The 22,075-nt window shown below is 43.3% G+C and carries 21 protein-coding genes; 5 read left to right on the forward strand and 16 right to left on the reverse strand.

The window, feature by feature from the left end:
- Nucleotides 1–23: 23 nt before the first annotated feature.
- Entirely contained in the window at nucleotides 24–533 is a 510-nt protein-coding gene (locus NMG48_RS04200) for a hypothetical protein (RefSeq protein WP_271254117.1), read from the reverse strand.
- Nucleotides 534–803: 270 nt separating this feature from the next.
- Complete coding sequence (deoC, locus tag NMG48_RS04205) at nucleotides 804–1,460, reverse strand: deoxyribose-phosphate aldolase (RefSeq protein ID WP_271254118.1); 657 nt, start codon at nucleotides 1,458–1,460, stop codon at nucleotides 804–806.
- A 144-nt stretch (nucleotides 1,461–1,604) separates the two neighbouring features.
- Here deoC and NMG48_RS04210 point away from each other — a divergent pair, with 144 nt between their 5' ends.
- The 4 genes from NMG48_RS04210 to NMG48_RS04225 all read left to right on the forward strand — a co-directional run bounded on the left by NMG48_RS04210 (nucleotide 1,605) and on the right by NMG48_RS04225 (nucleotide 6,865).
- Entirely contained in the window at nucleotides 1,605–2,636 is a 1,032-nt protein-coding gene (locus NMG48_RS04210; RefSeq protein WP_126388329.1) for a DUF2325 domain-containing protein, read from the forward strand.
- A 109-nt stretch (nucleotides 2,637–2,745) separates the two neighbouring features.
- Complete coding sequence (gene lepB / locus NMG48_RS04215) at nucleotides 2,746–3,363, forward strand: signal peptidase I (protein WP_271254119.1); 618 nt, start codon at nucleotides 2,746–2,748, stop codon at nucleotides 3,361–3,363.
- 165 nt (nucleotides 3,364–3,528) lie between these two features.
- Complete coding sequence (locus tag NMG48_RS04220) at nucleotides 3,529–3,801, forward strand: TIGR03643 family protein (RefSeq protein WP_271254120.1); 273 nt, start codon at nucleotides 3,529–3,531, stop codon at nucleotides 3,799–3,801.
- A gap of 160 nt (nucleotides 3,802–3,961) precedes the next feature.
- On the forward strand, nucleotides 3,962–6,865 hold the full coding sequence (locus NMG48_RS04225) for a CHAT domain-containing protein (RefSeq protein WP_271254121.1): 2,904 nt from the start codon (nucleotides 3,962–3,964) through the stop codon (nucleotides 6,863–6,865).
- A gap of 2 nt (nucleotides 6,866–6,867) precedes the next feature.
- On the opposite strand, the gene arfB is transcribed toward NMG48_RS04225, so the two are convergent.
- The 13 genes from arfB to NMG48_RS04290 form a co-directional block, all read right to left on the reverse strand.
- Nucleotides 6,868–7,287 carry an alternative ribosome rescue aminoacyl-tRNA hydrolase ArfB gene (gene arfB, locus NMG48_RS04230; protein ID WP_126388319.1) on the reverse strand — a complete coding sequence of 140 codons (420 nt, stop codon included), beginning with the start codon at nucleotides 7,285–7,287 and terminating at the stop codon, nucleotides 6,868–6,870.
- Nucleotides 7,288–7,423: 136 nt separating this feature from the next.
- Entirely contained in the window at nucleotides 7,424–7,798 is a 375-nt protein-coding gene (locus tag NMG48_RS04235; protein WP_271254122.1) for a diacylglycerol kinase, read from the reverse strand.
- A 49-nt stretch (nucleotides 7,799–7,847) separates the two neighbouring features.
- Nucleotides 7,848–8,654, reverse strand: a complete 807-nt coding sequence (locus tag NMG48_RS04240) for a DUF1838 domain-containing protein (protein WP_271254123.1) — start codon at nucleotides 8,652–8,654, stop codon at nucleotides 7,848–7,850.
- Nucleotides 8,655–8,729: 75 nt separating this feature from the next.
- Entirely contained in the window at nucleotides 8,730–9,749 is a 1,020-nt protein-coding gene (locus tag NMG48_RS04245; protein WP_271254124.1) for a glycosyltransferase family 2 protein, read from the reverse strand.
- A 186-nt stretch (nucleotides 9,750–9,935) separates the two neighbouring features.
- Entirely contained in the window at nucleotides 9,936–10,871 is a 936-nt protein-coding gene (locus NMG48_RS04250) for a glycosyltransferase family 2 protein (RefSeq protein WP_271254125.1), read from the reverse strand.
- Entirely contained in the window at nucleotides 10,868–12,169 is a 1,302-nt protein-coding gene (locus tag NMG48_RS04255) for a lipopolysaccharide biosynthesis protein (RefSeq protein ID WP_271254126.1), read from the reverse strand. Before NMG48_RS04255 ends, NMG48_RS04250 begins: the two co-directional genes overlap by 4 nt.
- On the reverse strand, nucleotides 12,133–13,131 hold the full coding sequence (locus NMG48_RS04260) for a glycosyltransferase family 4 protein (protein ID WP_271254127.1): 999 nt from the start codon (nucleotides 13,129–13,131) through the stop codon (nucleotides 12,133–12,135). The genes NMG48_RS04255 and NMG48_RS04260 overlap by 37 nt, the downstream gene beginning before the upstream one ends.
- Nucleotides 13,132–13,150: 19 nt before the next feature.
- Complete coding sequence (locus tag NMG48_RS04265; protein WP_271254128.1) at nucleotides 13,151–14,143, reverse strand: glycosyltransferase family 4 protein; 993 nt, start codon at nucleotides 14,141–14,143, stop codon at nucleotides 13,151–13,153.
- 113 nt (nucleotides 14,144–14,256) lie between these two features.
- The gene (locus NMG48_RS04270) at nucleotides 14,257–15,555 is read right to left on the reverse strand and encodes an O-antigen ligase family protein (protein ID WP_271254129.1); all 1,299 of its coding nucleotides are present in this window, start codon (nucleotides 15,553–15,555) and stop codon (nucleotides 14,257–14,259) included.
- The gene (locus NMG48_RS04275) at nucleotides 15,552–17,006 is read right to left on the reverse strand and encodes a GumC family protein (protein WP_271254130.1); all 1,455 of its coding nucleotides are present in this window, start codon (nucleotides 17,004–17,006) and stop codon (nucleotides 15,552–15,554) included. Before NMG48_RS04275 ends, NMG48_RS04270 begins: the two co-directional genes overlap by 4 nt.
- Nucleotides 17,007–17,009: 3 nt before the next feature.
- Nucleotides 17,010–18,044, reverse strand: a complete 1,035-nt coding sequence (locus NMG48_RS04280; RefSeq protein WP_271254131.1) for a polysaccharide biosynthesis/export family protein — start codon at nucleotides 18,042–18,044, stop codon at nucleotides 17,010–17,012.
- A 95-nt stretch (nucleotides 18,045–18,139) separates the two neighbouring features.
- On the reverse strand, nucleotides 18,140–20,290 hold the full coding sequence (locus tag NMG48_RS21780; protein WP_271254132.1) for a sugar transferase: 2,151 nt from the start codon (nucleotides 20,288–20,290) through the stop codon (nucleotides 18,140–18,142).
- Between the two features lie 386 nt (nucleotides 20,291–20,676).
- Nucleotides 20,677–21,096: a DUF2358 domain-containing protein gene (locus NMG48_RS04290; RefSeq protein ID WP_271255237.1), complete on the reverse strand. Its 420-nt coding sequence runs from the start codon at nucleotides 21,094–21,096 to the stop codon at nucleotides 20,677–20,679.
- A gap of 162 nt (nucleotides 21,097–21,258) precedes the next feature.
- Here NMG48_RS04290 and NMG48_RS04295 point away from each other — a divergent pair, with 162 nt between their 5' ends.
- On the forward strand, nucleotides 21,259–21,717 hold the full coding sequence (locus NMG48_RS04295; RefSeq protein WP_271254133.1) for a DUF2214 family protein: 459 nt from the start codon (nucleotides 21,259–21,261) through the stop codon (nucleotides 21,715–21,717).
- Between the two features lie 30 nt (nucleotides 21,718–21,747).
- Here the strand turns inward: NMG48_RS04295 and NMG48_RS04300 are convergent, their stop codons facing one another.
- Nucleotides 21,748–22,074: an ArsR/SmtB family transcription factor gene (locus NMG48_RS04300; RefSeq protein WP_271254134.1), complete on the reverse strand. Its 327-nt coding sequence runs from the start codon at nucleotides 22,072–22,074 to the stop codon at nucleotides 21,748–21,750.
- Nucleotide 22,075: the final 1 nt, after the last annotated feature.

The following is a 22,075-nucleotide window of genomic DNA, read 5'->3' on the forward strand; positions in this document are numbered from 1 at the left end:
TGAGAGGCTTTTTTGTGATTGTTTTATGGTTGCAAGACCATGCTCCATTCTTTGTTTTGACTGTCCCAAAATGGGGCATCGGTTTCGCCAACAATATTTGGTCCCCAATAGGTGCGAGAACCATCAGTAGCAAAGGCAAAAATCACATCACCTTTGCCGATCACCACTTTGTAATTTGGTAGAGATAACAACAAACCTTCTTTGCCACCTTCATTTGGTGCAAAGTCCCAATTGAGAGGTTCGATTGCTTGCCAATCATTTTGAGAAGTAATTCTTGACAGTAGAACTATTCGCACAGAGCGATCAGTGCGATTACCAACACGAAGACTCCCAATATTTTCACTATCCTTAGTGTTGGGACGGGTAAAGGTGGTTGGGAGGGGTGGAACGACTACTTTAGAGATTTCAGGACTTTCGGGAATCTCATGAGTGGGGGGTGGAGTCAACCGTTGCCATAGGGAAACCCCTGTCAGGGTAATTACGGCTCCCAGACACATCGAATAAGCATGTTTGACATCAAGAGTCGGTAGCACAGCTTCAATTTTGATGTTGATAACTTTATTGTATGCTTCCCGATTTGCAAATTAAAATTACACCTAAATCTTTTAGGATTCGTATAAAAAGATGGGGTAAATTACTTAACTCTCTAGAATTAACGTCAGTTTGGGGTAAGCTAGCAAATTTTCAAAGACCAAAAGAAAAGCCTTGCTACGCAAGGCTTTTCTTTTGGTCTTTTAGAGAGGGTCTGCTACGCAAACCCTCTCTAAAAGTCTGTTTCAAATTATCCCGAACTCGCGTTAGCATTAGCTTTTTTCGCGGGCGATCGCTACTCCATAGGATGTGCCTAAACGGGTAGCACCAGCATTGAGTAAGGCGATCGCTTGTTCTCTAGTACGAATGCCCCCAGAAGCCTTAACCCCAACCTTGCCCCGTGAGATCTCCTTAAGAAATTTCACCATTTCCACGGTTGCGCCTCCTGCCCAGCCTGTACCCGTTTTGAGAAAGGCAACCCCTGCATCCATACAGACTTCAGCAGCGAGTTCTTGCTCATCGGGGGTGAGCAAGCTTAATTCCAAGATGGCTTTAACGGGTTTACCTGATTCCTCGCAAATTTGAGCAATATCTTGGTGCAACAAATTAGTCTGTCCAGTTTTGAGCCAACCAAAATTGATCACCACGTCCAGTTCTGTCGCTCCATTCTCTACAGCCTCCATAGCTTCATAAAGCTTTACATTTGATGTGGTGGCTCCACTAGGAAAACCGATAACCGTACAAATCTCTACTTTGGTTTTAAGTAGCCGCTCCGTCGCACGCTTGACATTGCAGGGATATACACAGAGGCTAGCAAAACTAAAGCGATCGGCTTCTTCGCAAGCATGATCTACCTGCTCATTGCTAGCGGCGGGATCTAATAGGGCGTGATCAATATATGAAGAGAGATCGATGTCATTTGGCAGCATAAAACTATACACACTTAGGCAAGCAAGAGGTTACATTGGAGATTAGTGGCGATAACTTCTTATAATTACTTATTCAGAGTCATTTCTCTCGACTTATTCTCGACTTATTAAATCTAAGCAAATATTAACAAATATTAAGTAAATATGCATATTTCGGAATTAGATGAATTAGAAGCCTCGGTTAGCGATTTGCTGACAATGGCAAAGGTGGAGTTAGAACAAAATCGGCTGCAACAACAACGCGATCGCCAAATTCAAGAAGCAGTAGCACAAATTGAAGGACGGTTGAAACCATTATTGGCAAAAGTTGAGCAGATGCTAGAGGAATACAACCGTGAAGGTGGAAACCCAGACAGTGAGACAAAACTAAGACTAGAAAAAAAAGCGGCGGATATTCGACAAGAAATTGCAGAAGCGCCTACCCTAGCAGCTCAACTCGCCGATCGCCAGTTGATCTTGAGTGAAGAAAGACTACTAGACGAGCGAATAACGGAACAAACGGCTCAATGGCGAAGGGAATTAAAAGCCGATCTCTTAGAGATGATCGAAGAACAACATGATTTCTTTAGCGCTACGGATGCTTCGATCGCCGTAAGGGGATATGCCAATGACTTAAAAGCAATCGGTGCACTTGAAGAAGTAGTAGAAGCCCTGATCAACCAAATAAATTCCCACAGTGAAGAAGGTCCCGTAGCCCGCTTGCGAGGTAGCCATGAACAGACACTTACCTTTATTTACAATAAGGCTCTTGAAAATCGTTCCCGTGTCGATCGCGCTCCCGATGTGCAACCTAGCGCGAGACACCGTAAGACCGAAAAACGCCCTGCTTTATATACCGACCTCAGTGGCAAGGTTTTAGTCTTTGGAGGACACGATCGCTTACAAACGGCTGTAAAAAATCGATTGCGCGATTCGGCAATTAATTTAATGTGGTACACCGAGCAGGATGGGTTACAGCTTGCCGCGCAGGGTGAGAGTCAAATTGCAGGTGGGGATTTAATTATTATCGTGACGGGTTATGCGAGCCACTCACTCACGGAAAGAGCGATCGAGGCTTGTCGTCGAGCAAATAAGACCTATGAAATTGTGAATACAACGGGTATGACCAGACTATTAGAAGTAATCGAATCGGGACTAAAGGCAAAACAATTAGCACGCCATTGGAAACAAGGATAAAAAATTAGGTTCTTTATAAACTAGAGAGAGTTGCGGTGCAAAGCACCGCAACTCTCTCTAGTTTTTTAATGTCTTAACTAGCGATAAGCTCAAGAATCAATAAATTTCTATGACCAAACCATCTCCTCAACCATCACAACCACATAAATCCAAGAAGCCCAATCAAGGTAAAAAATCAAAGGCATCTAACTTTTGGAAAGAAACTGCTCAAACCTTAGGCTTAACGGTTGCTTTAGCGTTTGGATTTCGGGTCACGATCGCACAGGCTTACTATCTACCGCCATCGGGTTCGATGGAGCCAACTTTGCAAAATTACGATCGCGTGATGGTAGACAAACTCAGTTATCGCTTTCAAACGCCAAAACGCTATGACATCATCGTATTTGAGCCAAATGAGGCTGTAGTAAAAGGGTGTAGTCTATCTGCTGAGAAGCAAAAAAGCTCATTGATTAAGCGCGTGATTGGTTTACCAGGCGATCGCGTCGAGATCAAGGATGGAACTACCTATATCAATGGTCAGCCTTTATCGGAGCCATATTTAACAAAAGCTCCTGAATATGAGTTGCCACCAATAACCGTCCCTGCCCATGCCTACTTTGCCCTAGGCGATAATCGCAATAATAGTTGTGATGGGCATATTTGGGGCTTTGTACCGCAGCAAAACATCATTGGTAAGGCAGCTTTTCGATTCTGGCCAATTGATCATTTTGGTAATATCGATAAATGAGAATAATCTGTAAGTATCTAAGCGCAATTAAATATAAAATCCCAAAACCTGTGGCGCACGCTGCGCGTGCGTCACAGGTTTTGGCTTTGGGTTTTAATTACTACTTACTGCATCGAGTGCGATGGAGATTGCAGATTATTTTTGGCAAAAACGTTAGATAGATGTATGGATAAACAGCAGATAAAAGAAGCAATCACTGCGGCTGATCTCGATCGCATTGTGGAAATGGCATGGGAAGACCGCACCAGCTTTGATACGATTTACGACCAATTTGGCATTTCTGAGGCGGAAGTGATTAAAATCATGCGTAAGTCAATGAAACGCTCATCATTTCTAATGTGGCGAGAAAGGGTAAGTGGTCGCAAAACTAAACACGCAAAGACCTCTGAGGCGCAAAGATTTCGCTGTAGTCAACAAGATAAATTCAAGTCTCGCTAACTAATCTTTTGCCCTTGGGCAGAATTATTTTTAAGTAGCTCAGCATACTTAAAACCCGAAACCAGAGCGTGGTTCGCCCGCTACGCGGGCGAACCACGCTTCTAGGTTTTAAGTTCGTGGTATGTAGAGCTAGCTACTTAGCATCTCTAGGGAGGTAACTATGCGCTTAGTTCGTAATTTTGCGGTTTTAGGAATATTGCTAACGGCTGTGGGTATGCCTATTGCCGTAACACCAAAATTAGAATTACTTGGGTTAAAGGCGATCGCCCAAAGCTCTAATAGTTCTGACGAATTGCGAAAACAGCAAATTACAGAGGCAGTTTACCTCAAACAATCGGGATACGATCGCTTACAAAAAGCAGACCCACAAGGAGCGATCGCGGATCTGCAAAAAGCCATCGAACTATTCCGCAAATGGAATGCCACGGGGGGAGAGCGAGATACCTTAAACGTTTTAGGAGAGGTCTATTTAACGACGGGGAAGTATGACAAGGCGATGCCCTATTTCCAGCAAGCCTTGAAAATTGCCAAGGAAATTGCAAAGTCTCCCGATGGCGATCCTGTGGATATTGGCTACACCTTGCAATATATTGCCGATGTCCATGACAAACAACGTCAATATGACCAAGCTTTACCCATCTATCAACAGGCGCTTGATATTTTTCGCGATCGCTTAAAAGCGAAAAAAGGCGATCGGGAATCTTTGCTGACCAGTGAGAGCGTGACGCTAGCACGCATGGCTTCGATTTATTTTAAATCCGCCCAATATGATCGTGCATTGGCAAGTTATCAGCAAATGTTACCGATTGCCATTGAGCGCAACGATATCATCGGCAGGGTACAAACCTTAAATAATATTGGTGTAATCTATGCTAACCAAACCCAATACCAGCAGGCTTTAGAGTCCTATGAGCAGTCTCTCACCCTAGTTCGCACACTCTGTTGTTATCGTGGCGATGAGGCAGCCATTCTCAATAATTTGAGCGCTCTATATTTTAGTTTGGGACAAAACCGTCGTGCCTTAGATTTTGCCGATCAAGCAACCAAGATCTACTTTAAACTCACAACAAATGATGTAGCGGGATTAAAAAAAATAGAAATTGAACTACTCCATGATGTTCTTGGTGAGGACAATAGCAATCCAACTCTCACTAGTCGCGGGCTGTCGGTGCGAGCTACTGTGGGCGATACTGCTAACAATGATGTAACCGTCAAAGCAGGACAGGCAAACAATCTCAATAATCTGGCACAACTCTATAGCAACAGTGGCAAATATAAAGAGGCGATCGCATTCTTTCAAAAGGCAAGAAACATCTATCAAGATATTGGTAATGATTTAGGAATTGGCATCACCCTAGACAATATTGGTAGTACCTATACTCGGTTAGGACAGACAGAACAGGCGATTTCATTTCATCAGCAGGCTCTCAGTCAATACGAGAAGGTTGGCGATCGTGCAGGTATTGGTGTTGCCTTGAGTAATCTTGGTCGTGCCTATGCTAACAATAGTAAGCAAATAGAAGCCATCAATGCTTATCAAAAAGCTTTAAATATTGCCAGAGAAGTACGCGATCCTAGTACAGAATCAGTGATACTCGCGAATATTGGCGATTTATTAGCACAACAGAAACAAATCGATAGCGCGATCGCTTTTCTCAAACAATCAGTAAATGTACGCGAATCGATTCGTCAATCGATCAGAATGCTGCCGCGTGAAGACCGTTCTGCTTACAAACAAAGTGTTTCCTATACTTATCGTAATCTTGCCAAACTCCTCCTACAGCAGGGTCGTATTAATGAGGCAATTCAAATCCTCGATCTCTTAAAAGTGCAAGAACTGCAAGACTATCTACGTGATGTCAAAGGCAATGAGCGCACTTCGTCGGGAATTACGCTTTTTGCACCTGAGCAAGCAGTAATCAATAGTGATCTCAAATCATTAATCAATGGCTCACCCTTAACTACTCAAATCCAACAGATTTCATCCCAACAGGAAGCGAATCTAGCTAGTTCAAAATCTCTATTAGCAAATGTGCAGAAATTTGGTGATCGGGCAGCAATGTTCTATCCACTACTATTTGAAGACCGACTGTTCTTAGTGCTTCTCCCTGCCAAATCTGCGCCAATTCTCCGTTCCATTAGCATTCAACAACAAGACTTTACTAAGTTGTTGCAAAGCTTTCGGTCTGACTTGCAAGACTCTAGTTCTAGTGATGTTAAGGAATCCTCAGCCCAACTTTATAAATATCTAATTAAACCAATTGAGGCGGATCTCAAAGCGGCTAATATTGAGCTACTTCTCTATGCTCCAGATGGACAAATGCGTTATATTCCCCTTGCAGCACTCTATGATGGGAAGCAATGGCTCATTGAGAAATATCGCTTTAATTACTTGACTGCCTCTGGATTTTTAGACTTGCAAACTACTGTTAAACTCCCACTAAAAGCGATCGCGGCTGCCTTTACTCAGGGTGATTTCAAATTCTCGATTGGTAGTGAGCAGTTCTCGTTTACAGGATTACCCTTCGCAGGCAAAGAAATCAACAAAATTGCGGAGACTTTTCCTAATACGACGAAATTATTCGATACCTTTTTCAATCGTAATACCACCGTTGCTCAGTTTGGAGAATACAACATTATCCATTTAGCGACCCATGCCGCTTTCGTGAATGGGACACCTGAGGACTCCTTTGTGCTGATGGGCAATGGCGATCGCCTTAATTTACGGGAGTTACGCGAATGGAAATTACCGAATACCCAATTAGTAGTTCTTAGTGCTTGTCAGACTGCTCTCGGTGGTGTGGTTGGCAGTGGCGAAGAGATTCTTGGGTTTGGCTACCAAATTCAACGTACTGGTGCAAGGGCAGCGATCGCCTCGCTCTGGACAGTGAGCGATCAGGGAACACAATCACTGATGGGTAGTTTTTATACGCAGTTACAGAAGGGTAATAACGTTATTAACTCTTTGCGTGAAGCCCAGCTTAGTCTCCTACAGTCAAAACAAGATAAATTCCAACATCCCTACTTTTGGTCTGCCTTTATTCTCATTGGCAATGGCAACTAACCTTAGCCTACATCTTTAATATTGCCTCGCAACGCCTTAATTTCCCCACGTTTACTCTTATCGTCGATTCTCCGATTTTGAGCGCTGCGTGAGGGTTTAGTTGGTTTGCGTTTGGGCTGTGTGATCGTGATGCTTTGAATTAACTGTTGTAGTCTTGTCAGTGCATCTTCCTTATTCTGTTCTTGAGTCCGATGCTGCTGTGCCTTAATGATGATTACGCCATCTTTGGTAATGCGGCGATCGCTTAAATTGAGTAGACGTTCCTTGTAAATAGGCGATAGAGAGGAAGCATTAATATCAAAACGTAGATGGATCGCCGTCGAGACTTTATTCACATTTTGGCCACCAGCACCTTGCGATCGCACTGCACTAATATTAATTTCGTCAAGCGAGAGGGATGTATATTTGGTAATTTGGAGCATTTAGGTTACATGAGAAAATCTCGATTGTCTTTATCATATAAGTAGCTGGGTGCAATTAAATATAAAACCCAAAAACCTGTAGCACAGGCACAGCGTGCGCTACAGGTTTTTACTCTGATTTTGAATTATGCTCAGCTCAAATTTTATATAGTTTCCAGAGATGACTTGCTTCAAGGATTAATGTTGTAGCCCACACAAAGATACTGATGCCAGCCGCCGCCGCCGCAATATCCTTAATCATCCCAATCCGCCGATCCTCTCGTGGTTGAACAAAATCGCACAGAATCTCGATCGCGCTATTAAATAACTCCGAAACTAACATCATTCCTGTTGCCAACAAAATCAACGTAACATCAACCCATTGCTGAAGAATAAACGACCCAATAAAGACTGGAACTGATAAAACAAGTTTGTAAGCAACACTAAAATCAGATACTGCAAAATGAAGCCCTGAAAATATAACTTTTAGCTTTCTGATTGGATCGTAGTTTGATTTAGTGGGCTTAGACATAAATACATAGATAAGTGAATTAGAAAGCTACACCAGTCTTTAATGGGATTTATATTTGTGTTGGTATTGGGAATGTTGCGCCCTGTGAATAGGCTTCAAAATGCTGTTTAAAGTATTCCCATGAAGTCATTTCTGCACCTTCAACTTTTTTAGGTGGAGCATCTTTAAACATGGGAATGCGAGTTTCGATTTCCTTTTTGAGAATGGCAGGTAGTTCATCAAAATCTTTCACCTTTTTGCCATGAGCGCTATAGATCAAATTGCCGCTTCTTTGTGCCATTTTCATCCAAGGTAGCCAAGGTCCTACGCGATTCCAAGAGAGCGTTAACTTAGAAACAGTGGTAGTACTAGGATCTTCAAGATCGACAGTAGGGACAGTAAGCTTGAACAATTCCACAGCACTGTACATAGGACGATCGCAATATTCGACAAACTGAGGATCGTCAGCGAGAGGATTGGGATAGTGAGCAAAGAGATCGAAAATAAAAGTCGTGGTATCGCCATCAACTTCGGCAGGAATATTGTCGCTCAAAGTACCTTGAATTGGACTATTCGCTACATGCATTACAGGCAACATCTCACCAGTCCAAGGATTTTGCCAATGGCGCATCATTTCGCCAGTTTTAGGATCAAGATAGAGCAACACTTCACGGGAGGTAAAGTCCCAAACACCATCGCCTTGATCAATGCAACGTCCGACACTCATCCCGACAATTTTGAAGAGCTTGCGCTTTGGCTCATCGGGCATAAAGGAATAGAGATAACCACTCCAAGCCAAAAATGACGGTGTGCCATCAGTCGTACATCTGGTTTTAGCAAACTGCGTGGGCGAAAATTCTCTCGTTTCTGCAAACATTGATTTTCTCGCTATTTTAGGTCTTGATTGCTTGTATCTAGTCCTAGTGTACAAAACTTATGGCAAATAGCCTATCTATCTTTTACTTTTGGCGATCGCCTTACTTTGACTCTTACCTGCGAGTTTGATCGCAAAGCTTTCAATGCTGTTATATAGACCACGTGGCAGCATCCAAATGAAATAGGCAGCAACAATCGTCAGTAGCGATCGCTGTGGCTCGTAAATCAAAATTTTCCAATTGCTCTTTAAAGCCCGATTAATCAACTGTACGGCAGATTTACCATCCTTATTGCGAATTGCGCGACGACAAAGATAACGTAATTGGTAAGCACGGGCTAAGGATTCCCACTGTGCCATGAACTCAGGAGCATAGGCGCGAGTTTTAGCGATCACCTTTTCCCAAGAGTCCAATTGCTTGATCATGTTTGCCGACAGTCCACCTGAATTAACCCGATAGAGGGTGAGGGCATCGGCAATACCTTCGAGTTGCCATTTGGTAGTTAGGACAATACGCAGCCAGCATTCAATATCTTCAGACTGGCGGAAGTGATCGTCAAAATAGAATTTCTCTTCTGTACCATAATAATCTGCCATAAACTCGATGTCCTGAAATACGGCTTTGCGAATCACGGGAACGGAACCATTGCTAATCGGATTGCGGCAGAGAACTAGTTCGGGCGTAATATCTTTGAGTTTGGGTACTTGGTAATTGCCAAGCGGTTGACTGTCATCATCAATAAATTCCGAACAGCAGAAACTCACCCCTACTGAGGGATTAGCATCTAGGTGTTGGACATGTTTTTCCAGCTTTTGCGATCGCCAAACATCATCGGAATCCAAAAATGCTAAATATTCACCTTGGGCATGGCGAATACCTGTATTTCTTGCCCCTGCTAAACCTCGATTTTTTTGATGAATGATGTGAATGCGCGGATCGGCAATACCTTGACAGATGGCAATACTTCCATCCTTTGATTCGTCATCAATGATGATTAGTTCAAAGTCAGTAAAGGTTTGTGCTAAAACTGAGTCAATTGTTTCAGCAATATACTTCTCAACGTTATAGACAGGAATAATCACAGAAACTTTAGGCATATTCAACTCCTGAGAAATAAATAGAGTAAGAGCGTGTTTGAGAAGTTTTTACCCCCTCTAACTCCCCCTTTGTAAGGGGGAGGATCTGAGTTTCCACCCTTTGCAAGGGGGGATTAAGGGGGTAAAAGCAGAAATTTATGCTAAGTAGGATACTTCTCAAACACGCTCTAAAGATAAATTTTTAATTCAGCGCAATGCGATGTATCGGCTATAGGTTGCTAATAGAGTTAGCAAAGTACGGCGGGGTTCACGCAAAAAAATACGCCAATCGGAACAGATAGCACGGTTGATAAAATCTCTACCAACATGGGGTGGTAGATTTAAACGAAAGGCGCGTCTTGCTAAGTAACGCAGATGGATTGCTCTGGCAAGGCTGTAGTGTTGTTTGACTAAATCAGGAGCATATTCTCGCGCTCTCTCGATCAGTAAATCCCAGCCAGCTTCCATCCGATATAGTGATGCGGATAGCCCCGATGGACTGGCACGGTAAGCAATCAATACGCGATCGATTCCTTCAATTTGCCAAGGAGACTTCTCTGGTCGCTGATAACAACTCACTCGAAATAGCCATTCGAGATCCTCAGAATAGCTCATGTCCTCAGCAAATCCGCCTACCTGTGCGAAGACATCCGCACGCACCACAAGATTGGACATTGTCGTAGTAGGATTTTCGTAGAGAAAATCTTCGGGTTTGAGGTTAATGAGGCGGGAAGTAGAAACTTGCCCAGTGGATTCTCCTGCAAAGCTGATAAATTCTACCCGACTGAAGCTAACTGCGAGGTTGGGATTGTTGGCAAAATGTTGAACATGGGCGGCTAATTTGTCATTGCGCCAGATATCATCTGCATCGAGAAAAGCGATCAACTTTCCTTTAGCCATATTCACACCTCGGTTGCGGGTAGCCGACACCCCTTGATTGACCTGTGAGAGAACTTGGATACGGCGATCGCGCAGGGCATATTGCTTGGCAATCTCTAGGGTGTTATCGGTGGAACCATCGTCAATAATTAAAAGTTCAAAATCCGCAAAAGTCTGATTGAGAACTGATTCTATCGTTTGGGCGATGAAACTTGTCGCATTGTAGGCGGGCATGACGACGGATAGCATCAAGCGATCGCTCATGGCTGCACCTCCGATGGCGTGAGCATAACTTTTGAGATGTTGCGCGTTACCCACAGGGAATACAAAGGTAAGGTGATCGCATGGGCAATCAGAACAGCAGCAGCTACGCCGATAATATTCCAATTAACACCGATCAATAGGGCGATCGCAAAGAATGTCGTAAAGAACATATTCCAGCGTAGATCCCAATCAGGTTTGTCCAAAGCCCATAAAACTCTAGATGCAGCATTGGCAAAGGGTCGGGGAATTGCCGACAGACAAATCAAGATTAAAATAGGAATCGCAGGCAGCCATTTCTGTCCAAATATAATCGGTACATAAATTGGGGCAAACATAGATTGCAAAAGGACAAGGGGGAAAACAATCCAAGCGATCGTTTTGAGACTACTGAAATAGCGTTCTTTAAACTGGGCTGGATCGGAGCGCGCGGCACATAGGTGCGGAAACAAAGCCGAATCGACAGCATTGATCGCACTCATGCTAATTCCCAATCCTGCATTAAAAGCAAAGTAATAAATCCCTAAAGCTTCTACACCGAGAAATCTGCCTGCAATTAAGTAATCAAGATTATTTCTGAGGGTATTCATCAGCTTCACTCCTAAAACACTCCGCCCAAAGCGGACAATTTCCTGCCAGTTGACGAGGGTAAACTGGCGCGATGGTCGCCAAGGATTATTGAAATAATGCACAATTACCCAGACTGGCCCCACAATTACCTTGGGTAAAACAATCGCCCACATTCCCAACCCCAAAAAAGCGAGAATGATTGTCAAAATATTATCAATAGAAACCTGCAATCCGTTAGCTAGAGCCATCACATGCAGACGATTTTCCCGTTGGGTTAAGGAAGCCTGTACTAGGGATATGGGAATCATCAGATACACCAATGCCATGATACAAATTGGCAGAATAATCTGATTATCTTTGTAGAACCAAGCAACGGGGACGGAAATCAAACATTGGGTGATGAATAGAGAGCCACAGACGATCCAGTTGAGACAATAGGCGGTTTGACAAAGTTGTTCTAAATCGCTTTCATCGGATTGAATCAGCTTGTCCCAAATTCCATTCTGGGTAAATACATTCACAAACTCGTTGGTGGTCAAGACTAGCGCTGCCAAACCATAGTCATATTTAGAGAGTAGTCGCGCTAAGACAATCGTAGCGGCTAATCGAGAAATCCGAATGAAGAGTTCGGACAAGCCTAGCCAGCCCAGATTGCGGAGAAATCGACTGGCGAGTTTTTGTTTGATCGTATCGATTAATTTGCCAATAGCTGACACAATAAAGCCTCCCATGCGGTTAAGTGTTGATCCCAAGCATTTCTCACTGATTCCCTCCCGTTGATTCCCCAAGCGCTCAGGTCTGCTGGTGACATCTCACAGATCTGGGCGATCGCTTGGGCAAGAGCCTGCGGATTGTCAGGGGGAACAAGCAGCCCTATTCCCTGAGCCTGCTCGACTAAACCATCAACGGCACTGACAATGATTGGTTTACCCGCTGCCTTAGCTTCTAAACAGACATTGCCCCAAGGCTCCCACCGTGACGGAATAATCACCACATCGCAATCCGCCAGAAAGGATGGCACGTCATCGACCTTACCAATAAACTGAACTTTGGGATTTCCTTCGGCTAATCGCTGCAATAAGTCTTCATCGGAACCATAGCCTGCGATTTTTAAATGGAAGTCAATTTGAGGGATTAATCTACATGATTGCAATAGAACATCGAATCCCTTTTGAGCATCAAATCTTCCATAGGCAGCGAAAATTAAGGGCTTAGTGATTGATTTGAGGGGAAGTCCTAAAAAGCGATCGCAGTTGAGACCTTGCTGAATCACACTTAGTTTAGCGGGTCTGACTAATTGGTGTTTGAGCATCCATGCTGCCTGAGCCTGAGAAACTACTAATGTGCGATCGGCACACCAATGACAGAGCTTTAACATCAAGCGAAATCTCGATGGAGAGGGTACTTGCAACCGTTCAAAAGCAGCCGAATAATGATGATCTTGGATGACCAATTTTGACTTTTGCTTCAGGAATTTAAGTACTAACAGGCGAGGTAAGATTTTCCAAGAGCAAGCATCATGGACAAGAATAATATCTGGTTGAAAGTTACGGATACTTGCCTTAGCACGGTGCAATGGCGCGATCGCAAATTCAAACTGTTCCTTTAGTCGTGAAGCCATCAAACTACTGAGACTAGTCTTAACCCCCCCCATCCGCTCATCGCTGATTAAATTGATGATTTTCGCTTTCATGGTTACGATCCTCAAGCTCCTATGATGTTGCTAAAACTTCCCAAAGTATGGACTCCCATGCTTCTAGATATTTACTTCCTGCCGAACTCACAGCACGACGACCGCTTTGTCCCCAATTAGCGAGAGTTGCATCGGAGAGGGAAGCAACTTGGATAATTGCCTTGGCTAAAGCGTCAGGATCTTCCACGGGTACGACTAGTCCACATGCCTCGACCTGCTCGACTAGCCCATCAGTAGCAGTGACAATCACGGGTTTACCCGCAGCTTTTGCTTCTAAACAAACATTGCCCCAAGGCTCCCAACGCGAGGGAATGACCACCACATCACATTGGGATAGAAATGTTGGAACATCACGAATGGTTCCTAAAAACTGGACATTTTCTAAACCCTGCGCGATCTGTTTGAGCATCGTCTCATCGGAGCCATAACCACCTAATAACAGTTGGACTTGCTCTGATGGAACTTGCTGCATGGCTCGCAATAGTAGATCAAATCCTTTTTGTTGACTAAATCTGCCGTAAGCACCCAAAACTAAAGGGCGATCGCGAGGTTTCGGAGCAATCTCCAAAAATTTAGCGATCGGTGGGGATTGCTGAATTACGGCAAGATTTTCTGACTTAACGAGGTTGTGTTCGCGCATCCATTGCCCCTGAGCATGGGAAACAGCAACGACACGGTGAGCAGTGCCATAGGTAAGTTGCAGCATCAGCCGAAAGCGAAATTTAGAAGGCACATTGTAATCTTCAAAGCCCTTGGAGTAATGGTGATCGTGAATGATTAACCGAGTCTGTCTCGCAATCTTCCATAGAGAGGTGAGATTTTGCCAATTGCAGGGATCGTGAAAAATGGCGATGTCAGGTTTGAGCGATCGCAAAGCTGTTTGCGCTTCACTGACATTCGCAGTCAAAAATTCAAACTTCTCGCCTAGGGGTGAATTAATCAGACCTTCCATAGTCTTATTGACTCCACCGAGATTGCGATCGCTTAATAGTTTTAATACTTTAGGTCTCACGGCTTATCTCTCTTTTATTTACAAGAATTATTTACAAGAATTTTTATAGGAGGTTTTGCAGAAATTTTGAATTTGGCATTGGACGCTGTTTGACATCTATGCAAGATCATTAATTAATGTTCGGAAACCTCCTTTAGCATCACGACCTTTGGCTTATCTTCTTGGAGACGATCTTTGGCTTTAAAACCAATTCCCATCATGACTAGTCCTGGCCAAAAGAGATAGGCGAGAATTTCCAGATTCTCGCCAAAGGTGTAGAACATCAGGACTAAAACCATACTTAATCCCACCTGTGCGGATTCACTTTTTTGGGCTTTGACCGTCAGATCGCCAAAACTCCAAGCCATCGGTACTGCCAGCGCCAAAAAGCCAACAATCCCTTTAACATAGAGCAGTCCAAACCAACTGTGATGAGAACCGATGGGCATATGCTCGACAAGGTGAGGTCCCTTTTCAACAACACCATGTCCCCAGATTGGCGCTTCCTTTTCCCAACGATAGCGAGCAATTCGCCCCAGAGCCGCCCGCACTCTCGAAGAATCCTTCCTTGCTGCGGTAAATTTCTCATTGAAGGTTTCGATCGCTTCTAAAATTTCATTCAAGGTAATACTACCGATAAAGCTCACAATCCCTAAGCCAATCAACGTCATCGGACGACTGAGTTTAGAGAGCAGTAATGTGATTAGCCAAACCGCAGGCATAGCAATGAGAGCTAGCCTTGATGCTGAAATCTGACACATCACAAGGCAACCTGCCATGCCTAACCAACGTAACTTGCGATCGCTATCCCGCAAAATCATAAAGAAATAGATATTAGCCACAAATCCGAGGGCTGGAGCCCAAGGCGTAAATAAGCGCCATCTCGGTTTATGTTCCCCTGGATCGATTTCGTATAACATCACCTCAAAAAAATCGGGACCAGGACCGCCCACAGCGCGAAGTGGTGAAACATAGAGCTTTTGAGGTAAATGGATATAAAAGGCGAGAACAAAGGGTATGGAAATCGCAAGGGTAAAGGCACAGATTTTAGATGCAGCACGGTACATTAGCTGCGGTCTAATGTTTAAACAACCAATCAATGGATATAGAGCTAATAAAGCCCATCCCTTTGCCCACCCGATTGTCGATTTAATGATTTCTCCTAAGCCCAGATTGAAATCTAGATGCCCCATAATCAAAGCAAGCTGCATTATTAACATGCTCACAACCCAAATTCTCACCCCCCAAGGAATTGTAATCCTTTCTTCTATAGGAGTTTCGTCATTTTGTTTCCATAATTGAACGCAAAGATGCCCAAATAAAAGCCAAGCTAATACTGCACCAAGAATATAGAGACCACCGATAGCATAAAAGCCATAAGTCCAAATGATGGAAATCCAGATTGCTTTTTCCGCAAAGTTTTGTGGCTTCATGATTCTAGGATATTGGGTTGATTTGGCTTGATTTTGCCTTTGATGTAGGTGGTGGTTTCTTTGCGCCACCACAGCAAAACTAAGCCAGTGGTAATGAAAATCGAGGCAACTCCAGCACCTACAAATACAATCGATGGTTTGGGAGAGGTTTTCTCATCGGGTAAAGTTGGTTCCGCCAGTAATTGCGTGATGGGATAGGAGATAAAAATGTCGGACTTGCCAAGGTCTAACTTAGCTAAGGTGGAAGCGAAGACTGCCTCAGCAATTTGAACTTCTCGTTGCAGATTATCCAATTTGGATTGTTTTTGAACAAGAATTTTTAACCTTGCTTCTAATTCTGCAATCTGATTGCTCAGAGCTTCATTTTGAGCAACTATGCCCTGCTGGTCTGTCTGAATTGCCACTAAATCACGGAAGAGACTCTCGCGACTAGAGCCAGATTCACTTTTAATACTGAGATGCTGAAGAACAGCAAGATTAACCCTGCGTCCTAATAGAGAACTAGCGCGATCAAGCATCGCCACACGGGCTGCTTCTCTTCTCGCAGCTTCCTTGATCACTAGAGGATGATTATCTCCCCACTTTGTCTTTAAAACCACCAATGTGGAACTAGATTCATTGTAATCCTTTAAATTCTGCTGAAATAACTGATCGGCTTGGAGTAGAAAGGCATTGGCGGCTTCAGGGACAGTGATATCGAGGTCAGAGGATAGCTGCGCTAAACGGGTAGTGGCTTGTTGGACTTGAGCATAGCTTTCTGCCCTTTGCTTGCGAAGTTGTTCGATATTATTTGATAAATCCTTCACTTGATCGCCAGAACTGAGACCTGACGAAGCTTTATATTCGGAGAGCGTCTTTTGAGCTTGCTGGAGCTTGTCCCTTGCGGAGGTTAAGGTTGCTTGACTTCCCTGTTCGCGTTTGGCAACCTCCTCTAACCTCAATTCACTCAATTTCGTCTGGAGAGCATCATAAATAGCGTGCGATCGCAATTGGGCATCCTTGGCTGTAGGACCTGTAACTTCAAATTCCATAATCGAAGTGTTATCCACTAATTTGACCTTTGGTTTGCCCAGTTGCTTGAGGGGAATCTTCAACTGATTCGCAGCTTCTTCTAAAACCGACTCATTGGTAATGAGAAATTGATAGTTTGCCCGAGGGTCCATCGAGGCACTGCCAAAGGGAGAGCTACTAGAGGAACTAGCTTGTCCAATTTCAGGCAAATTGACGCTCACCCCCGAACCAGCCCCCGGAACAATCACTGCCCAACTGCTGGTATAGACTGGCTTTGCTGTTTTGAGATAGGCTAACGTGATTCCCCATAAAGCCGCATTAGCAGCTAAGCCGATCGCCGCATATCTCGCATATCGCCAGAACTTATTTTTCTTCTCTAAAGGATGCGCATCAGAGCTACTGGCTATAGATAGGGATTTGATAGGGTCATTGATGGTCATACCTCATTTCCCCCCCCTAAATATCAAATTAAAAGGAGTCAAGAGAATATCGGTAATTGTCCGCACAACATCCCTTACGTCGGTCACAGTAGAGTCATAGCAACCAACTCCATCTTCGGGCATGAGGAATGGATTATTAGTGTCATCGGTAGAATTACGGATGATTTCCTCCACATCGCGATCAAAAACCTTGGTTGCTCCCGTCTGGCGATCGGTGCGAACTAATACGGCTCTACGTGGTGCATTGGTAGGTGATGTACCACCAACGCAGTTAGCAGCAATCACTGCTTGGGATAATCTTGCCCCATAGGGAAAGGAAGAGCCGTCGGATTTAATCGAAGAACTGGCATTATTAGTCGCAGGAGTTGTGAGATTCGATAGAAACACTCGAATTCCGGGGGGTGTAATTTGAGAGGGTCGGACTAAATTGTTCTGCTGCTGGGGTAACTCAGGCACAATCACGCGATCGCCAGCAATCAGAGCCACATCTTCGACTTCCTCACCTGTAAATATGCCCGACAGATCGACAACTTGCTCTAGCCCATCTCTGATCACCCGAATTTCTTTGACATTTGCCATTGGGGTAATGCCACCTGCTCCACGCAAAGCCGCAGTCAGATAACGCTCTGGAGGATTATCGCCCGATGATTGATTTTGCTGTAAGCTGCGGTCTTCCGCAGAGCGATTGTTGATCGATACTCGACCTGCCTGAAAAGTTGCCCCAGAAACGCTTACTTGAACGGCTGCCCATTGCAAAATACTGACATTTACTTGCAAAAATTGGGGCTGAAAGAACTTGCGATCGATTAATGTATGGTAAATTTTTTGCTTGACTTCGGATATTTCCAAACCTTTGACAGCCAAAGGCTCGAGATAGGGAATTTGAATGTTGCCATCGATGTTGACTTCATAAACACCACTAAACAATTCGCCTTCAGGGATAAGTAGCCTGATGCGATCGCCGGGGGATAGGGGCAAGGCTAAGACTGGTTTTACCCCAAGTAAGTCGATAAAATTTATGGAGAGCGTGGCAATCATGAAAACCGCCCAAAACCTAAGGTGACTCCAATCGTCTTTGACCATCGAAGTGCGTTTAGATTTTGTGTCAAACTGATTGCCCATCTTATCCATCTTTAGACAGCACTATTTTTACGATTAAATAAAACAGCGATCGTTTTGAAGATTAAGAGGATGTCATATTGCAAGCTCCACTTCTGTTTATATGCTAAGTCAAACTCCATTACTTCTTCAAAGATTTTGACGCTAGATCGACCATTCACTTGCCATACACCAGTCATCCCCGGTTTGACATCGAGACGACTCCATTCTGTCATTTTGGCATCGGTATATTCATTCTCTAGCTCATAGAGTCCAACTTCATTAAAAGTAGGTGGTCTTGTCCCCACAAGGCTCATATCACCTACCAAGACATTAAAAAACTGGGGAAGCTCATCTAAGCTAGTTTTACGCAGAATTTTGCCTACTTTTGTGACTCGCGGATCGTTACTATTCTTAAAGAACTTACCGCTATTTGCATCTGAACCATCGGCAGAATCAGCGATCTGATTGGTCACTTTTTGTTTGAGCATTTCGGCATTTTTGACCATGGAGCGAAATTTCCAGATACCAAAAGGCTTACTCATCAGTCCTGCGCGTTTTTGCTTAAATAGTACTGAGCCATGACTTTCTAATTTAATGGCGATCGCAAGGGGGATGAATAAAATTGCGGTGATGCTGAGACCAACTAAGGAACCAAAAATATCGATGATGCGTTTGGGGAAACTGCGTACAGAGGGATGTACGGGGACTCTCGGATCCAACTCGATCGCAGGATAAATAAAATACATCACATACGCAATCACACATACAATCGGAATGCCAAGCAGAAAATGATAGAGACGATGCAAATTTGTGGCAAGGCGAAGAAATCGAATTTTTGCAACATTCTGCACTTTTCTGCTTGGTAAACGATTAGTGCGTGTAGATGGCTCAATGAAAAAAACATGATCGAGATTGGTCATTTTTAAGATGGAAACCACCTGTGGATTAACGCTCCACAGGACTAATTCTGTGGTTTCAGTTTTACCAGATTGAATATCCGCTTGGCGCAAGATTTTCAAACAGGAAATCAATGCACCAAGCCCTGAGCTATCAATAAACTCGGTATTGGACATATCGATAATAATTTTATGAAAACTATCATCTTCTTGGCATAGTTCTCGAAAATCCTCCTTAAGTCTTCGCGCTTCGGGATTAAAGATGTTTTTGGGTGTACTGATTAAAGCGGTATCTTGAAAACTCGTAATTTGGACGTTGGATAAACCCGATTTTAATGACGGCTGATCATTACCTGTAGGAATATAGACTGACTCAGGATAACGGTTGGCAATTTCTTCTGAACGGACGATCAGGAGGTCTAAGGCTCTCAATGAGCGTAGTAATCTTGCCGAAAGACTCAAATCACGAATGCGGGTTTTGGATTCGATGAAAATAACTTGACTTCTGCATAGATATTTTGCCGCTACTAAAAAGGGGACAGCCACCCCAGCACCAGTCGAAATTGTCAATGCGGGACGTTTTTTAGAAAATACACGAATGGCTAATAGTAGGTTACGGACTAAGTTCGGCAAATTTCGATTAGTGGGACTATGCGCCCAATAAGCTTTTTCATCCTTAAGTTCTGATTGGGTCGTGCCAGTTTTAAAGGTAATCCAATCGCGTTGCTCGAATTGCTGCCAATATTGACTTAGACCCTGCATGGCTTTGAAATGTCCACCCGATGAGCAAACCAGCATGATTTTGCGATAGTCTTGGCTAGGATAGCGATCGCTGAGATATTCGCATAGTGGACTATCTTCTCCAAAACTAGGAGAACTACGGGATATCGTAATCAGCTTCAAAAATTTAACTAAGTCGGCAGGCGATCGGGCGATGAGTGTACCTTGGTTTTCAAGATCATCTGCCATCTCTAGTTGATGATCGTCAACATGCTCATGGAATTGGGCTGTACGGGGTACTAAGATATAAGGCTTATCAAATTCTTCCAGTAATAGTGCTGTTCCTTCCCCGCAGTGAGCAATCACGGCACTTGCTTGCTCAACATTTTTCTTAAATTGGTTTTCAGGCATTACTTTGCTGACATTGACATTGTCAGGTAAGCGAGTTGCTGCCCCATATTGGATAGTGACTTCTTCAGTAATGATTCCCTCTTTCATTAACAAATTAATCCAATCCATTAAGGCATTGAATGGATACTGCTCAGTGCCGACTGTAACTAGTATCATAGTTAATAAATCCCCAATAGATGTTTATAAGTTATTTGGCACAGAATTTATCTAGATAATATTAAATGATTTACTAAAAAACATTATATAACTAGCGCCTTACATAGCGCCTTACAAAGCTAGAAAAACTAAAAATAGGGTGGTAGAAGTCTTGCAAATCAACATTTCTATCATTCTAATCTTGTTTTTTAACCTGTAGTAATAATAATGATTTCCAAGTTTTAAGTTTACCCCCATTTATAGATTTCTAAAATCATAAATTAAAGAAATTTGTCTATATTTTAATCTATCTTACATCTGATGAGCATTGCATCAGCATAAAGTACTATCGCTGAAGTAGTTATATTGAGAGAAACTCCCCAAACACTTAAGCTTAGGGAGATCGCCTACCGCAAAAATTGAAAATGTTGCTTAATTACATCAAATTTGCTGCATTCCCAATAGTCGATGTGGGAAATAATTAATTCGCGATCGCCTTCACCATTCTCCAAAGCACCCGCAAATTTATCTACAGTCAAATCACTCCAGCCTGTGACGCTAATTCGGGGCTTCCAAGGTAATGGGGCATCCCAACTCATCGTCCAGCTAGCTTTAATTAAATTATCGGTACGCGAGATGTCATGGAGATCGAGCTTGAGATTTTTAAACCAAAAGGTAATAAACCCAATCATCTTTTGATATTGCTTAATCCCGCGAAAGTTATAGACAGGATCTTTAAAATAGACATCTTCGCTATAGATGCTATAGGTTTGCGCCTCAGGGAATTTAGCATAATCTGCCTTAATGATGTCGAGAATATTGGTCATTGATGTGGTCATTGGGATTAATTGCCTAGTAAGAGTTGTGAGTTGTGATTTTGCCATACACAAAATTACAACCGCTATATGCTTTGATGATAACCTTGAGATCCCGTAAAGCTAGCACTGTCTTTGCTTTAAGAACCTAAAATTTTAAACTAGAGGAATCCTATGTGGGCTAATGCGATCGCTGCCTATCTACATTATTTGAGCCTAGGGCTTATTTTTGCATCTCTATCTACGGAATTATTTACGCTCAAACAAGACCTAACCAATCGTGATGGATGGCGAATTCTGATTGCCGATACTATTTATGGAATCGCAGGAATTACGGTCTTAGTAACGGGGATTTTAAGATATTTATATTTTGAAAAAGGTGCAGATTACTATTCCCATCAGCCCGTTTTCTGGATGAAAATATCTGTATTTATTGCGGTTGGTTTATTGTCGCTATATCCCACAATTTCATTCTTGATGTGGATTAAAAATCTTCGTGCAGAAAAGCCTCCCGAAGTAAGTCCAGAGAAAGTCAAAACTTTAAGAACAATCATTCACATCGAGCTTGTCGGATTTAGTCTAATTCCTCTCCTCGCTTCTATGATGGCAAGAGGAATTACGTTAGGTTTATAAAACAGAGGGGACGCTAAGCGTCCCCTCTGTTTATGAAAGAGCATCTCTTAACATCGCTAACTTCTCAGGCAAAATGCGATAGTAAATCCAAGTTCCACGACGTTCCTTAGTCAGTAAACCTGCTTCATATAGAACTTTGAGATGATGGCTGACCGTTGGTTGCGCTAAACCTAAAGTTTCTACCAATTCACAGGCGCATACTTCTTGACTGGGTTGAGCCGCAATTAAGCTCAAGATTTGTAAACGCGCAGGTTCCCCCAATACGCGAAATGTTGTGGCTAAATAACTAGCCTCATCAGAGGTGAGGCGACCTTCTAGTAAGGGAGGACAACAGGTAATCGATTGATTTGGCTTCATA

This window comes from Pseudanabaena sp. Chao 1811, assembly GCF_027942295.1.
Lineage (GTDB): Bacteria > Cyanobacteriota > Cyanobacteriia > Pseudanabaenales > Pseudanabaenaceae > Pseudanabaena.